Raw genomic sequence first — 14633 nt, 5'->3', positions numbered from 1 at the left:
GGCACGCGGCGTCACTCGGCCGGGCGCATGGCGGTGATGTCCTCGTCGCTCGGCATGTAGGGCTCGGGCGAGCGGTAGTCCCAGTCGACCATCACGCCGCGGTCGTCCTCGAGCGCGATCCTGCCCACGTAGGCGCCCATCGTCGACTGGTGGTCGAGCCCGCGGTAGGTGATCTCGCCCAGCGGCGTCTCCACCTTCAGGTCCTCGAAGGCGGCGAGCATGGCGTCGGTCTCGGTGGAGCCGGCCTTGGTGATCAGCGCCGCGATGCTCTGGGCGGTCATGTAGCCCACGAGCGAGCCGATCTTCGGGGTCTCGCCGGTCTCGGCCTGGTAGGCGTCGACGAACTCCTTGCCCGGGCCGTCCGGCAGGTCGTACCAGGGGTAGCCGGTGACGATCCAGCCCTCGGGGGCCTCGTCGCCCAGCGGGTCGAGGTATTCCGGCTCGCCGGTGAGCATGCCGTACACCTGGCGGCCGTCGAACAGCCCGCGGGTGTTGCCCTCGCGCACGAATTTCGCCAGGTCCGAGCCGAAGGTGACGTTGAAGATCGCGTCGGGCTTGGAGGATTCGAGGGCCTGCACCTCGGCGCCGGCGTCGATCTTGAACAGGGCGGGCCACTGCTCGGTGACGAATTCCACCTCCGGTTTCAGCTTCTTCAGCGCCGCCTTGAAGGCCTCCACGGCATCGGTGCCGTAGGCGTAGTTCGGCGCGATGGTGGCGTAGCGCACGGCGTCGGTCTTGGCGGCTTCCTCGGCCAGCATGGCGGCCTGCACCCAGGTGGAGGTGCGCAGGCGGAAGGTGTAGGGATTGCCCGCCTTCCAGACGAGCGAATCCGCCAGCGGCTCGGCCGCGAGGTAGATGAAGCCCTTCTGCGCGGCGAGCGAGGAGATGGCGAGGCCGACGTTCGAGAGGATCGAGCCGGTGACCATCACCGTGCCGTCGCGGGTCATCAGCTCGTCGGCGATGCGCACCGCGTCGCCGGGCTGGCCGTCATCGTCGCGGAAGACGAACTCGAGCGGCTTGCCCAGCACGCCGCCGTCGGCGTTGATCTGCTCGAGGGCCAGCTCGATACCCTTGCGGTAGGGCTCGGCGAAGGCGGCCATGCGCTTGTAATGGTTGATCTCGCCGATCTTGATCGTGTCCTGCGCGAGACCGGTGCCGCTGAGGGCAAGCACCGCGGCGGCCGCCGCGGCGAGGGTCCGTATCGGGTTCATGAGGCTCTCCTGTTGGAATTCCGGTTCGGGCCGTTTGCCGGCCACTGTTTCGGGTCTTGGTCTGTCAGTCGTGATACACGAAGGCCGGCGTCGGGTCGGACGCGACATCGTGGGTACGTTCCCTCTCCAGAAGCTCGCTGATCCGCTTGCGATACACCATCGGACCCTTGTCGATGGCGATGCGGATGGGCCGGCGCTTTTGCGGCCGGCTTTCCTCTTCCTGCACGGCCTCGAGGATGGCCTTGTCCTCGGCGAAGGCCTTGCGGAACATCACGTCCATCTGCGCCGCGGCGGTCTCGTCGCCCAGCGCGGTGTTGCGCAGGTGCATCCAGCGGTCGATGGTGTGGGTGGGGGTGACGGGGGTCATGAAGTGCAGCGCGAAGATGCGCACCCCGCGGTTCCGCTCCTCCTCGGGGATGGCGTCTTCCGCCGGGGCGGAGCCGAAGTCGATCACCGCGGTGCAGGGCGTGTAGAGATAGTAGTAGTGCCAGCGGTCGACGTTGCCGGTGAAGCCGCCGAAGTTCTTGAAGAAACCGATCGGCTCCGCGTCACGGATCCAGCGCCAGGCCACGATGGCCTTGCCCTCGGTCACCACGTGCACCGGCACGTTCTCGGAGGCCGAGTTGCCCAGCGTGGTGGGGTGGACGAAGCTCACATGCGCGGGGTCGACGAGGTTTTCCGCCACGTTGAGATAGTTCGACTTCAGGTGCAGCGCGTCGCCCTGGTGGGCCTCCCAGGCGGGGTCGGTGAACTCCGGCATGTCGAAGACATCGGCCGGGTCGGCCTTCTCGGCGTCGCCCATCCAGATCCAGACGATGTCGTGCTTCTCCACGATCGGGTAGGCCTCGACATAGGCGGAGGCGGGCAGGTTCGACTGGCCGGGCACGCGCACGCATTTGCCCGAACAGTCGAAGGTGAGGCCATGATAGCCGCATTGCACCGTGTCGCCGATGCGCTTGCCCTGGCTGAGCGGCAGCAGGCGGTGGGGGCAGCGGTCTTCCAGCGCGGCCACCGTGCCGTCGGACCTGCGGAACATCACCACGTGGTCGCCGAGGATGGTGAAGCGCCTGAGCGCGTCGTCGAACTCCGACGACCAGCCGGCCACGTACCAGGCGTTTCTCACGAATTCCATGCCTTGCCTCCTCTGCTGGGTCTGTCGTCTCTAGCGCAAGCCGTCCTCGCCGATCGCGTCCTCGTGGGTCAGGCCGCCGACACGCGGCAGCGGCCGCCCGCCGGGCGCCACCGCCACGGCGACGAGGATTTCCCCCGCGCGCGGCGCATCGTTGATCCTGACCTCGATACCGTCGAAATGCGAGCGCACATATGCGGCGTCCTTGTGGCCCAGCGGCACGTCGAGCGGCGCGCCGGGCCCGGCCATCTTCTTCGAGGAGGGCACGAGGGCCGCCCCCCGCTCCACCGCCGCGCGCAGCGGCGCGCCGAGCTTCGGGTGCAGGATGGCCGCGGCATGCTCGATCTCGCCGGCCTCGCCCACCATCGCCGCCTTGCCGTAGCTCTGGGCCTGGGCGGGTGTGATGCCCAGCGCCGCCACGCAGCGCGCGCCGAGCAGCGCGCCCAGCTCGGCGCCGATCTCCATCAGCTCCGAAAGGTCGGGCTCGAAGCGCCCGGCGAAGGGGTTCTCGATCACCGCGGCGGAGACGGCGCGGCGGGCGGGCGGGCTCACCGCCTGCCCCATCTCGCGCCGGATCTCCTCGACGGTGGTGACGATCTTGCGGATGCGCATCAGCGGCGGGCCCCCCGGCTCATCGCAGCCCGTCCTCGCCCCTGATCTCGGAGGCCTTCAGGCCGCCGACACGGGCGTGGATGCGCGGCCCGGTGGTCATCACCAGCGCGAGCAGGATCTCGTCGGCCTTCGGCCCGTCGGCGAGGCCCACTTCCATCGCGTCGAAATGCGAGCGCACGTAGGAGGCGTTGCAATGGGTCACCGGGATGTCGAGCCGGGTGCCCGGGCCGCCGAGCTTCTTCGTGGAGGGCACGATGGCGTTGGAGGCGGGCAGCAGCTCGCGCATCGAGTAACCGCCGGGCACATGCCACAGCGCGCCGTGCTCCAGCTCGCCGTTCGCGCCCACGATGGCGCCCTTGCCGTAGCCCTCGACCACCGAGGCATCGCCGCCCAGCGCCTCCACGAGGTCGCCGGCCATCTTCAGGCCCAGCGGCTTCAGGTCGTCCATGAAGCCGGAGATGTCCTCCACGTAGCGGCCCGCAAAGGGGTTTTCGATGACGGCGAGTGCCGCGGCGCGGCGCAGCGGCACGGCGGCGGCGGGGCCGCCCTCGTGGAAGATCTCCTCCACGGTGATCGCGGTCTTGCGAATGACGGGTTCAGGCATCCGGGGCCTCCCTCGGTATCCGTTTCTGATCCTCAGGGGAGAGCACGGTTTCCCGCTCTCCCGCAAGGCTGAGATAGGCGGCGGTGAACAGGCCGCGCGCGTGCCAGGCCTCGGCCCGGGCGCGGCCGCGGCCGAGCGCGATGCGCACCCCGCGCGGCCCGATCGGCCCCACGCCGGTGGTGACCAGCCGGGTGCCGAGGTCGCTGTCGGGCGAGAGCGTGTCGGCCGGCGCGCGGTCGATGAGCGGCGACCAGGGCAGGTCGACGAAATTGGCGATCATGGTGGCGGCGGCATCCGCCTCGGCGGCGGAGGCGGCGAGCACGGTCACCGCGTCGGCGATGCCGCGCGAATGCGAGCGCCCGCGCCAGCCGGAGGTGGCGATGCCGCCCACCCCGTCGCCCGGCCGCAGGGTCACCACCCCGCCGGGCGCGCCGGTGTCGGGGCTTTCGCAGATGCCGATGCGGAACTCGCCCTCCGCGAGGTGCAGCGCGATGTCCCCGCCGTTGTTCACATAGGCCCGGGCGAGGTCGCCCTCCGCGGTGAGCGCGGCCAGCACATGGTCGGCCACGGCCCCGGCCACGGCGGCCATGGGGGTGATGAATTCCGCCGAATAGGGCGCAGTGGCCACCGCCATGCGCCGGGCGACCGGGCCCTGCAGCTCCGCCCCCTCGGGCGCGCGCAGGCGCGGCAGCTCGGCCACCAGTGTCTCGAGCAGGGGGGCGAACGCGGCGCGGGCGCGCTCATGGGCGCGGGCCACAGCGGGCCCCGGCCCCTCGGCCCCGATCACGAGGTCGATGGGCCCGTGCTGGAGGTGCAGCCGTCGCCCGTCGGGCAGCAGCGCCGCCACGGCGCCGGGGAAACGGCCGCCCACGCTCATCGCGCGGTCTTCTTCCAGGGGTAGTTGTCCGGACGGGCCGGCCAGGGGTTTCGCGGGCCCGGAGCCACGGCGCGGCGGCCCTTCAGCTTGTGGTCGTTCTGCCGCCCCGAGGCGCCCTGCACCGCGTCGGCCAGCGGGATCACGTAATCCATGTGGCCGCCCAGCGCGCGGTAATCCTCCGCGCGCATGGTGAACTCGATGGGCGCCACCAGCGCCGGCGTGGGCACGTAGCCGAAGGAGTTCAGCGGCATGCGGGTGACATCGGCCATCAGCGTGATGCCGCCGCCCGGCCAGACATAGACCGGCGCGCCGCCGCAGCTCACGTAGGTGAGCGCGCGCTGCACCGAGCGGGTGAGCCCCACCGGGTTCTCCGTGACGCCCGAGCGCAGCGAGCCGCCGGCGCCGGCCATGAACAGCACCGAGGTCATCGCCGGTTCGCAGTTCTCCTCGATGCGCGCCACCGAGGGCTGCAGCCGCTCCGGCATCGGCTTTTCCACCGGGGTGAGGCTGTCATCGAGCTCGAAATAGGCCGCGTGCTCGCCGGTGGTGGAGACCATCAGGATGGAGAGGCCGGGCCAGGCGAGCTTGGCGTTGAAGGCGCCCAGGATGTCGAGCGGGTTGGTGAGGTCGGTGCCGCCCCAGCCGGTGCCGGGCTCGGCCACCTGGAAGTAGCGACCCGGGGTGGAGCGGCGGCCGTTGATCTTGATGCCGGTCGGCGCCCAGCCGATCACCTTGCCGGCCTGGTGCTCGGACATCACGCCGGTGATGTGGTCGTCGACCACCACCACCTCATCGACGAGCCCCTTCCACTGCGCGGCGAACATGCCCACCGTGGCCGAGCCGCAGCCCACGCGCATGCGCTCCTCGCGCGCGCCGTTCACCACCGGGGCCTCGCCGGCCTTCACCACCAGCTCCGCGCCGCCGTCGATGGTCAGCTCCACCGCCTCGCCGTTGCACAGTGCCAGCAGCGAGGAGCAGGTCACCCGCCCCTCCTTCTTCGAGCCGCCGGTGAGGTGGTTGACCCCGCCGAGCGAGAGCATCTGGCTGCCGTATTCGGAGGTGGTGACATGGCCGATCACCTCGCCCTCGGCGCGCACCGCGGCGCATTCCGAGCCGAGGTGCCGGTCGGTGTCGATCTTCACCTTGGCACCGCAGTAGGAGAAGATGCCCTCGGTGACCACGGTCACCATGTCCACCCCCTCGACCTGCGAGGAGACGATGAACGGTGCCGGCTTGTAATCCGGGTAGGTGGTGCCGGCGCCGACCGCGGTGATGAAGCTCTCCTGCCCGGGCAGGATGTCGCCATCCCACTCGCGCTCGAGGAAGGGCACGAGATCGCCCGTGCCCGCGCCCGCATCGGCGCGGTTTTCCAGGATGGTCAGCGGGTCGAGCCGCACGAGGGCGCCGCCCTCGTTCGCGTAGCGGTCGCAGGCGCCGGTGCGGCCCTCGGCGATGAAACAGGTCACCGGACAGGCGTCGCAGCGGATCTTGTCGGGCTTGCCTTCGGCTGGCTTCACGGCAGTTGCTCCCTGGTCCACGGCTCGCGGGGAGCGCCCCGAGCCGGCCATTCATTTGTATGCGAACATCTTTCCCCGGCCGCTGTCAACGGTTTCGTGACGGGCTCCGGGGCGGCGCTCAGTCGACGAAGGCGCGCTCCACCACGAACTGCGCGGGCTTGTTGTTGGCGCCCTCCTCCAGCCCGTGCGACAGGCACAGCTCCTTGGTGTCGCGCAGCATGGCCATCGAGCCGCAGATCATCGCGCGGTCCTCCTCCGGGCCCATGCGCGGCAGGCCGAGATCGTCGAACAGCTTGCCGGAGGTGATGAGATCGGTGATGCGGCCCTGGCGGGCGAAGGGCTCGCGCGTGACGGAAGTGTAATGCCTCAGGTGGCCGTTGACGAGTTCGCCCACCAGCGGGTCTTCCATCAGGCTTTGCACCAGTTCCTCGCCGTAGCGCAGCTCGGCCACGGTGCGGCAGGAATGGGTGAGGATGACCTCGTCGAACTTCTCGTAGGTCTCGGGGTCGCGGATCAGGCTGGCGAAGGGGGCGATGCCGGTGCCGGTGGAGAACATCCACAGCCGCTTGCCGGGCAGCAGCGCGTCGTTCACCAGCGTGCCGGTGGCCTTCTTGCGCATCAGCACCGTGTCGCCCGGACGGATCTTCTGCAGGTGCTCGGTGAGCGGGCCGTCGGCCACCTTGATGGAGAAGAACTCCAGTTCCTCGTCCCAGGAGGGGGAGGCGACAGAATAGGCGCGGAACACCGGCTTCTCGGCATTCGGCAGGCCGATCATCACGAACTCGCCGGAGCGGAAGCGGAAGGTCGCCGGCCGGGTGATGCGGAAGCGGAACAGCGAATCGGTATAATGCTCCACCTCGGTGACCGTGAGGGCGAAGCAGCCCGCAGGCACGGCAAAGGGAGAGGGTGCGCCCTGCAGGATGGTGACTTCCGCGACGGGGGCGAGGGGAAGGGCATCGGTCATGGCCGGTCTCCGGTCTGGGGGTCGATTCGCTGAGCCGATTTTCAGCCCAAATTCATTTGTATGCAAACGATATTTGCAGCGCAGCACAAATTCTGGGCCGCGTGGCGCAAGCGCGCTTGACACTCGGCGGCTTCGGGGCTCAGCTTGTTTGTGTGCGAATGACAAAACACGAAGCGCACCCGATCTAGCCAGAAGAGCCAACAGGGGGCCGATCATGCTGTTTCACAGGCCTGAGACGCTGGAGAATGCCATCGGCATCATGCAGGCGGGGCCGGTGCGCCCGCTCGCCGGCGGCACCGATCTTTATCCGGGCCTGCGCGACGGCCCGCCCCCCGCGGCGCTGATCGACCTCTCCCGCATCGCCGGCCTGCGCGGCATCACCCGCGAGGACGGGGGCTGGCGCATCGGCGCCACCACCACCTGGACCGACATCGTGCGCGCCGATCTGCCCGCCCTCTTCGACGGGCTGCGCGCCGCGGCGCGCGAAGTGGGCTCGGTACAGATCCAGAACGCCGGCACCGTGGCCGGCAACATCTGCAACGCCTCCCCCGCCGCCGACGGCGTGCCCGCCCTGCTCACGCTCGATGCCGAGGTCTCGCTCGCCGGGCCCGGCGGCAGCCGCCGCCTGCCGCTCGGCGATTTCATCACCGGCGTGCGGCGCACCGCGCTCGGCGAAGGCGAGATCGTCACCGCCCTGCACGTGCCCGACGCCCCCGGCGGCCGCGGCGCCTTCGTGAAGCTCGGCGCCCGGCGCTACCTGGTGATTTCCATCGCCATGGTCTCGGCGGTTGTGATTCCGGCGCAAGATGGCACCATCGGCGAGGCGCGCATCGCCGTGGGCGCCTGCTCGGCCGTGGCCCGGCGCCTGCCCGGGCTGGAAGCGGCGCTGGCGGGCTGCGCCCCGGAGGGCATCGCCACTGTGGTGGCGGCGGCCGACCTCTCGGCGCTGACGCCGATCGACGATGTTCGCGGCTCGGCCGGCTACCGGCTCGACGCCGTTCGTGAAATCCTCGGCCGCGTGATCGTGGCCGCGCTGGGCAGGGAGGGCTGAGAATGAGCCTCGATCAGGTCACCGACGGCCTCGCCATCAGCTTCGATCTCAACGGCGAGCGCCTCAGCCTCTCCGCGCCGCCGGCCGAGCGCCTCTCCGAGTTCCTGCGCGAACGCGCCGGCGCGCGCGACGTGAAGGTGGGCTGCAACGCCGGCGATTGCGGCGCCTGCACCGTGCTGGTCGACGGGCTGCCGGTGTGCTCCTGCACCACCGCCGCGGCCCAGGTGGAGGGGCGCCGCGTCGAAACCCAGTCCGGCCTCGCCAAGGCCGACCCGGACGGCCAGGCCCTCGTCGCCGCCTTCCAGCGCCACCAGGCGGCGCAATGCGGCATCTGCACGCCGGGCATGATGGTTTCCGCCGTCGCCCTGCTGCGCGAGGTGGCCGAACCCTCCGAGGCGCAGGTGCAGGACGCGCTCGGCGGCGTGCTCTGCCGCTGCACCGGCTACCGCAAGATCATCGACGCGGTGCGCGACGCGAAGGGCTCCGCCAGCGTGGCGCCCGGCGGCGTGGGCACCGCGATGGCCCGGGTCGACGGCCTGCCCAAGGTCACCGGCACGGAGGCCTTCGGCGACGATGTCGCCCCCGCCGGCGCCCTCACCCTGCGGGTGATCCGCAGCCCGCATCACCGCGCGGCCTTCACCTTCGGCGACATCGAGGCCTGGCGGGCGGCGAACGGGCTCGACCTCGTGCTCACCGCCGCCGACGTGCCGGGGGTCAACCGTTTCGGCGTCATCCCCGGCTTCGAGGACCAGCCGGTGATGGCCGAAGGCGAGGCGAAGTTCCGCGGCGAGGCCGTGGCGGCGGTGGTGGGCGCGGGCGAGCGCCTCGCGATGCTCGACCTCGCGGATTTCCCGGTGCGCTGGACCCCCCTGCCCCATGCCCTCACCCCCGAGGAGGGGCTGACCGCCGCCCTGCTCCACGAAGAGCGCGCCGGCAACATCATGTGCCGTGGCCTCGTTCAGCGCGGCGATGCCGAGGCCGCGCTGGCCGGAGCTGCCCATGTCGTGGAGGGCGATTTCTCCACCGGCTTCATCGAGCACGGCTACATCGAGCCCGAGGCCGGTTTCGCCGAGCGGGTGGGCGACCGGATCGAGGTGCATTGCTGCACCCAGGCCCCCTACATGAACCGCGACGCGGTGGCCAAGGTGATGGGCCTCGCGCCCGAGGGCGTGCGCATCGTGCCCACGGCGGTGGGCGGCGGCTTCGGCTCGAAGCTCGACCTCACCACCCAGCCCTTCCTCGCCCTCGCGGCCTGGAAGCTGGGCCGGCCGGTGCGCATGGCCTTCACCCGCACCGAGTCGATCTCCTCCTCCACCAAGCGCCACCCCTCGCAGGTGACCATGCGGCTGGGGGTGAACGCCGACGGCACGCTCGCCGGCGCCGATTTCTTCGGCACCTTCAACACCGGCGCCTACGCGAGCTGGGGGCCCACGGTGGCCAACCGCGTGCCGATCCACGCCTCCGGCCCCTACCGCTTTGCCGATTACCGCGCCCGCTCGGTGGCGGTGCACACCAACTGCACCCCCTCCGGCGCCTTCCGCGGCTTCGGCGTGCCGCAATCGGCGGTGGCGCAGGAGCAGTTGCTCGACATGGCGGCCGAGGCCCTCGGCCTCGACAAGCTCGAGATCCGCCGCCGCAACGCGCTCACCAACGGCGACGAGACCGTGACCGGCCAGGTCTTCGACACCGGCATGGGCATTCTCGACTGTCTCGACGCGCTGAAGCCGCACTGGGACCGGGCGAAGGCCGAGGCAGCGGCCTTCAACGCCGCCGCCATAGGCACGAAGCGCCGCGGCATCGGTGTCGCCTCCGGCTGGTACGGCTGCGGCAACACCTCGATGTCCAACCCCTCCACCATCCGCGCCGGCATCACGGCGGACGGGCGCATCGTGCTCCACCAGGGCGCGGTGGACATCGGCCAGGGCTCGAACACGGTGATCTCCCAGATCTTCGCCACCGCACTCGGCGTGCCGGTGGAGCGCATCGAGCGGGTGAGCCCCGACACCGACCTCACGCCCGACGCCGGCAAGACCTCGGCCAGCCGGCAGACCTTCATCACCGGCAACGCCGCCCGGCTCTGCGGCGAGGCGCTGCGCGCGCAGGTGCTGCGGCTCGGGAATGTCTCCGAGGCGGCGGTGATCGAGATTACCCCCGGCGCCATCCGCCTCACCGACGGCGGGGCCGAGCGCGTGGTGCCGCTCTCCGGCGAGGGCTACGCGCTGGAGGCGACCGAGAGCTACGACCCGCCCACCAAGCCGCTCGACGAAAACGGCCAAGGCGACCCCTACGCGGTCTTCGGCACCACGGCGCAGATGGCCGAACTGGAGGTCGACACCGCGCTCGGCACGGTGAAGCTCCTGAAGATCACCGCCGCGCATGACGTGGGAAAGGCGATCAACCCGCTGCTCGTCGAGGGCCAGGTGGAGGGCGGCGTGGCGCAGGGCATCGGCCTCGCGCTGATGGAGGAGTTCCTGCCCGGGCGCACGGAAAACCTGCATGACTACCTGATCCCGACCATCGGAGACGTGCCGCCCGTCGACACGCTCATCGTCGAGACCGGCGACATGCACGGCCCCTACGGCGCCAAGGGGCTGGGAGAGCATTGCCTCATCCCCACGGCGCCGGCGATCCTCAACGCCATCGCCGACGCCTGCGGCGCCCGGGTGCACCACCTGCCGGCCACGCCCGCCACGGTGCGCGCCGCGATCCTCGCCGCCGCGACGTGACGTGCCGCGCCGCGCGGAGGCTTTTTCGCGCCCCTCGCGAAAAACTTCTGGACGGCGCCAAATTCGTTTGCGTACAAACGATAAAACATCCCAGCGAGTGAGCCCCCGATGCCCGGATCTCCTGCCTCCGCCCTGCCCGACACCCGCCAGAGCCAGGTGGCCGGCATCGACGTGGGCGGCACCTTCACCGACCTCGTGCTCTTCGACGCCGAGGCGCGCTCCGTCCGCCTCGCCAAGGTGCCGACCACGCTGGACAACCAGTCCGGCGGGGTGCTGAACGCGCTCGACGCGGCAGGCGCCGACATCGCCGCGCTCGACCTCATCGTCCACGGCACCACGACGACGACCAACGCCGTGCTGGAGCGCGCGCTCTGCCGCACCGGGCTCATCACCACCGCCGGTTTCCGCGACGTGCTCGAGCTCGGCCGCCGCACCCGCCCCAATGCCTACGGCATGAAGGGCGAGTTCCGCCCGATCATCCCGCGCGACCTGCGCCTCGAGGTGCCCGAGCGGATGGATGCCTCCGGCGCCGCGCTGATCCCGCTCGACGAGGCGGCGCTGCGCGACGCCGTCACCGCGCTGAAGGACGCCGGCTGCGAATCGCTCGTCATCCATTTCCTGCATGCCTATGCGAACCCGGCCCATGAGCTGCGCGCCGCCGAAGTGGCGGCGGAGATCTGGCCCAATGGCAACATCACCATGGGCCATGCGCTGCTCTCGGAGAGCCGGGAGTTCGAGCGCGGGGTGACCGCGGCGGTGAACGCCTCCGTCCAGCCGCTGCTGCGCCGCTACGTGGAGCGCCTCGCCGACCGGCTGGCGAGCCGGGGCTATTCCCACGACGTGCTGGTGATGAACGGCAATGGCGGCATGGTCTCGGCCCGGCGCGTGGCCGACGAGGCGGCGAAGACGGTGATGTCCGGCCCCGCCTCGGGCGTGATGGCCGCGGCCTATACCGGGCGGCGCGCCGGCATTCCCGACCTGCTCACCTACGACATGGGCGGCACCTCGACCGATGTCGCGCTGATCCGCGGCGCGGAACCCGCGGTCTCCAACGAGATCGAGATCGAATACGCCATGCCGATCCACGTGCCGATGGTCGACGTGCGCACCGTGGGCGCGGGCGGCGGCTCCATCGCGCGGGTGAACGCGGCGGGCCTGCTGCAGGTCGGCCCCGAGAGCGCCGGCGCCACCCCCGGGCCGATCTGCTACGGCCGCGGCGGCACGCGCCCCACGATCTCCGACGCGAACCTGCTCCTCGGCCGCCTCAACCCCGCGAAGCTCAACCAGGTGCCCGGCGGCATGGAGGTCGGCGATGTCGCCGCGATCTTCGAGCGCGAGCTCGGCGCGCCGCTGGGCCTCGACGCCACCGGGGCGGCGGCGGCGGTCCTTCGGGTCGCCAATGCCAAGATGGCCGGCGCGGTGCGCATGGTCTCGGTCTCGCTCGGCGAGGACCCGCGCGACTTCGCGCTCTTCGCCTTCGGAGGTGCGGGGCCGCTGCACGCCACCGCCATCGCCCGCGAGCTCGGCGTGCCGCGCGTGCTCGCCCCCTCGCGCCCGGGCATCACCAACGCGCTCGGCTGCGTGGTCGCCGACCTGCGCCACGATTTCGTCAACACGGTGAACCGTCCCCTCGATCTCGCCGACATGGAGGCCGTGCACGCGCTCTTCGACGCGCAGTCCGCCGAGGGCCGCCGCCTGATCGGCAAGGAGGCGGTGAAGATCGACGAGATCCGCGAGATCCGCACCGTGGACATGCAGTTCGTCGGCCAGACCCATGTGCTGCGCGTGGCGGTGGACGGCCCGCGCCCGAGCCGCGAGGAGTTGCAGGCGCGCTTCGAGGAGGCGTATTTCGCCCGCTTCCGCGTGAAACTCCCCGAGATCCGCGCGACGCTGGTCAACGTGAACACCTCCGTCATCGGCCGCCGCCCGGAGATCGACCTCTCGACCCTGATCGACCCCGCCGGCCGCAAGGCCACGCTCGAGGAGGCGCTCACCTCCCGCCGCCCGGTCTGGTTCGACGGCTGGCACGACACCCCGGTCTACTGGCGCGACCACCTGCCGGCGGAGGCGACGATCACCGGCCCCGCGATCATCGAGCAGATGGACACCACCATCATCATCGAGCCCGGCGACACCGCGGCGCAGGACGCCGACGGCAACATCATCATCACCCTGGGAGAGACGGCATGAGCATCGACCCGATCACCCTCTCGGTCATCCAGGCGGGCCTGCAGCAGGTCTGCGACGAGATGGACCTCTCCTTCTCCCGCGCCGCCTTCTCGCCCGTGATCGCCGAGGCGAACGACCGCTCGGACGGGATCTACTCGGCCGTCGACGGCGCGCTGATCGCGCAGGGCGCGCAGGGCCTGCCGGTGTTCGTCGGCACCATGCAGTACTCGACGCGCACGCTGATCGAGATGATCGCGGCCGGCACCGCGGCGGCACCCAAGCCCGGCGACATCTACATCGTGAACGACCCCTATCTCGGCGGCACCCACCTGATGGACGTGCGCTTCGCCATGCCCTTCTACCGCGGGGGCGAGATCTTCTGCTGGCTGTCGAACACCGGCCACTGGCCGGACACGGGCGGCTCGGTGCCCGGCGGCTTCTCGGCCTCGGCGACCTCGGTGGAGCAGGAGGGGCTGCGCCTGCCGCCCGTGCGCCTGTTCAAGGAAGGCGAGATGGACGCCGAGATCTATGCCATCATCTGCTCCAACATCCGCGTGGCCGAGCAGCGCATCGGCGACGTGAAGGCCCAGGCGGCGGCGCTGCTGGTCGGCGCCGAGCGCCTCTCGCGCCTGCTCGACCGCTATGGCGACGCGACCGTGCAGGAGGCGATCGGCGAGCTCAGCACCCGCGCCGCGGGGCAGATGCGCGCCAATCTCGCGCTGATCCCGAAGGGCACCTACCGCTCTGTCGCCTGGGTCGACAGCGACGGCGTGGTGAACGAGCCGCTGAAGATCAACCTCGCCGTCACCGCCCATGGCGACCGGCTGACCTTCGACTTCACCGGCTCCTCGAAGCCCTGCACGGGCCCGATGAACTCGGTGCTGGCGACGACCCTCTCCTCGGTCTACCTCGCCATGCGCCACATCTTCCCCGATGTGCCGATCTCCGCCGGGGCCTTCGAGCCGCTCGAGGTGATCCGCCCCGAGGGCACCTTCCTCGACGCGCAATATCCCCGGCCGGTCTCGGGCTGCGCGGCGGAAGTCTCGCAGCGCATCGCGGAGGCGGTGTTCGCGGCGCTGGTCGAGGCGCTGCCCGACCGGGTGACGGCGGCGCCGGCGGGCTCCTCGGGGAACTTCGCGCTCGGCGGCTCCGACCCCGAGCGCGGGCGCGGCTTCGTGATGTACCAGCTCTCGGGCGGCGGCTATGGCGGCAACTCGGACCATGACGGGCTCTCGAACGGCTGCTCGACCATCGGCATCTCCAAGGCACCGCCGGTGGAGATCATGGAGCAGCAGTTCCCGGTGCTCTACCACCGCTACGCGCTGCGCGAGGGCTCGGGCGGCGCGGGCAAGCATCGCGGCGGCTTCGGGCTCGACTACGAGATCGAGCTGCGCCGGGGCGAGGCGCGGGCGAGCTTCGTGATGGACCACGGCCGCTTCGGCCCGCAGGGCGCGCTCGGCGGCGGAGACGGGGCGCCGAACACGGTGACCGTCTGGCAGGGCGGCGTGGCGCTCACGCCCGAGCATCTCTCCAAGGCGCAGGACATCCCGATGGCGCCGGGCGACCGGGTGCGCGTCGGCACCCCGGGCGGCGGCGGCTACGGCCGGGCGCATGAGCGCGCGCCGGAGCTGGTGGCCGAGGACGTGCGGCTCGGCCGCTACACGAAGCTGCAGGCGCACGACCTCTTCGCCGTGGCGCTCGATGGCGAGGGCCGGGTGGATGCCGCGGCCACCGCGGCGCTGCGCGGGAAGGTGCCGGCCTGAGGGGCCGAGG

At 71.1% G+C, this 14633-nt stretch carries 11 protein-coding genes; 4 read left to right on the top strand and 7 right to left on the bottom strand.

Annotated features, from left to right (window positions below):
* Window positions 1-11: 11 nt before the first annotated feature.
* From D3P35_RS03325 to D3P35_RS03295, 7 genes are all read right to left on the bottom strand, one after another.
* On the bottom strand, window positions 12-1211 hold the full coding sequence (locus tag D3P35_RS03325) for an ABC transporter substrate-binding protein (RefSeq protein WP_118133032.1): 1200 nt from the start codon (window positions 1209-1211) through the stop codon (window positions 12-14).
* Between the two features lie 64 nt (window positions 1212-1275).
* The gene (locus D3P35_RS03320; protein WP_118133031.1) at window positions 1276-2343 is read right to left on the bottom strand and encodes an aromatic ring-hydroxylating dioxygenase subunit alpha; all 1068 of its coding nucleotides are present in this window, start codon (window positions 2341-2343) and stop codon (window positions 1276-1278) included.
* Window positions 2344-2373: 30 nt separating this feature from the next.
* Entirely contained in the window at window positions 2374-2952 is a 579-nt protein-coding gene (locus tag D3P35_RS03315; RefSeq protein WP_118133030.1) for an amino acid synthesis family protein, read from the bottom strand.
* A gap of 19 nt (window positions 2953-2971) precedes the next feature.
* Window positions 2972-3556: an amino acid synthesis family protein gene (locus tag D3P35_RS03310; protein ID WP_118133029.1), complete on the bottom strand. Its 585-nt coding sequence runs from the start codon at window positions 3554-3556 to the stop codon at window positions 2972-2974.
* Window positions 3549-4433: a UPF0280 family protein gene (locus D3P35_RS03305; protein ID WP_118133028.1), complete on the bottom strand. Its 885-nt coding sequence runs from the start codon at window positions 4431-4433 to the stop codon at window positions 3549-3551. Before D3P35_RS03305 ends, D3P35_RS03310 begins: the two co-directional genes overlap by 8 nt.
* Window positions 4430-6001, bottom strand: a complete 1572-nt coding sequence (locus D3P35_RS03300) for a 6-hydroxynicotinate reductase (RefSeq protein WP_370029961.1) — start codon at window positions 5999-6001, stop codon at window positions 4430-4432. The genes D3P35_RS03305 and D3P35_RS03300 overlap by 4 nt, the downstream gene beginning before the upstream one ends.
* 67 nt (window positions 6002-6068) lie before the next feature.
* Entirely contained in the window at window positions 6069-6914 is an 846-nt protein-coding gene (locus D3P35_RS03295; RefSeq protein ID WP_118133027.1) for a ferredoxin--NADP reductase, read from the bottom strand.
* 214 nt (window positions 6915-7128) lie between these two features.
* On the opposite strand from D3P35_RS03295, the gene D3P35_RS03290 reads away from it, so the two are divergent.
* The 4 genes from D3P35_RS03290 to D3P35_RS03275 all read left to right on the top strand — a co-directional run bounded on the left by D3P35_RS03290 (window position 7129) and on the right by D3P35_RS03275 (window position 14623).
* On the top strand, window positions 7129-7965 hold the full coding sequence (locus tag D3P35_RS03290; RefSeq protein WP_118133026.1) for a xanthine dehydrogenase family protein subunit M: 837 nt from the start codon (window positions 7129-7131) through the stop codon (window positions 7963-7965).
* 2 nt (window positions 7966-7967) lie between these two features.
* Window positions 7968-10691, top strand: coding sequence for a molybdopterin cofactor-binding domain-containing protein (locus tag D3P35_RS03285; protein WP_118133025.1), 2724 nt, complete (start codon window positions 7968-7970; stop codon window positions 10689-10691).
* 108 nt (window positions 10692-10799) lie between these two features.
* Complete coding sequence (locus D3P35_RS03280; protein ID WP_118133024.1) at window positions 10800-12881, top strand: hydantoinase/oxoprolinase family protein; 2082 nt, start codon at window positions 10800-10802, stop codon at window positions 12879-12881.
* The gene (locus D3P35_RS03275; protein ID WP_118133023.1) at window positions 12878-14623 is read left to right on the top strand and encodes a hydantoinase B/oxoprolinase family protein; all 1746 of its coding nucleotides are present in this window, start codon (window positions 12878-12880) and stop codon (window positions 14621-14623) included. The genes D3P35_RS03280 and D3P35_RS03275 overlap by 4 nt, the downstream gene beginning before the upstream one ends.
* Window positions 14624-14633: the final 10 nt, after the last annotated feature.

It is taken from the genome of Oceanicella sp. SM1341, assembly GCF_003448965.1.
Taxonomy (GTDB): Bacteria; Pseudomonadota; Alphaproteobacteria; order Rhodobacterales; family Rhodobacteraceae; genus Paroceanicella.
This window is presented reverse-complemented; position numbering and strand designations above follow the sequence as displayed.

Excerpts from the sequence above, each read along its gene's own strand:
- D3P35_RS03280 (WP_118133024.1), top strand. The coding sequence starts at position 10,800 with ATGCCCGGATCTCCTGCCTCCGCCCTGCCCGACACCCGCCAGAGCCAG.
- D3P35_RS03305 (WP_118133028.1), bottom strand. The coding sequence starts at position 4,433 with ATGAGCGTGGGCGGCCGTTTCCCCGGCGCCGTGGCGGCGCTGCTGCCC.
- D3P35_RS03325 (WP_118133032.1), bottom strand. The coding sequence starts at position 1,211 with ATGAACCCGATACGGACCCTCGCCGCGGCGGCCGCCGCGGTGCTTGCC.
- D3P35_RS03285 (WP_118133025.1), top strand. The coding sequence starts at position 7,968 with ATGAGCCTCGATCAGGTCACCGACGGCCTCGCCATCAGCTTCGATCTC.
- D3P35_RS03275 (WP_118133023.1), top strand. The coding sequence starts at position 12,878 with ATGAGCATCGACCCGATCACCCTCTCGGTCATCCAGGCGGGCCTGCAG.
- D3P35_RS03290 (WP_118133026.1), top strand. The coding sequence starts at position 7,129 with ATGCTGTTTCACAGGCCTGAGACGCTGGAGAATGCCATCGGCATCATG.
- D3P35_RS03310 (WP_118133029.1), bottom strand. The coding sequence starts at position 3,556 with ATGCCTGAACCCGTCATTCGCAAGACCGCGATCACCGTGGAGGAGATC.
- D3P35_RS03315 (WP_118133030.1), bottom strand. The coding sequence starts at position 2,952 with ATGCGCATCCGCAAGATCGTCACCACCGTCGAGGAGATCCGGCGCGAG.
- D3P35_RS03320 (WP_118133031.1), bottom strand. The coding sequence starts at position 2,343 with ATGGAATTCGTGAGAAACGCCTGGTACGTGGCCGGCTGGTCGTCGGAG.
- D3P35_RS03295 (WP_118133027.1), bottom strand. The coding sequence starts at position 6,914 with ATGACCGATGCCCTTCCCCTCGCCCCCGTCGCGGAAGTCACCATCCTG.
- D3P35_RS03300 (WP_370029961.1), bottom strand. The coding sequence starts at position 6,001 with ATGGCCGGCTCGGGGCGCTCCCCGCGAGCCGTGGACCAGGGAGCAACT.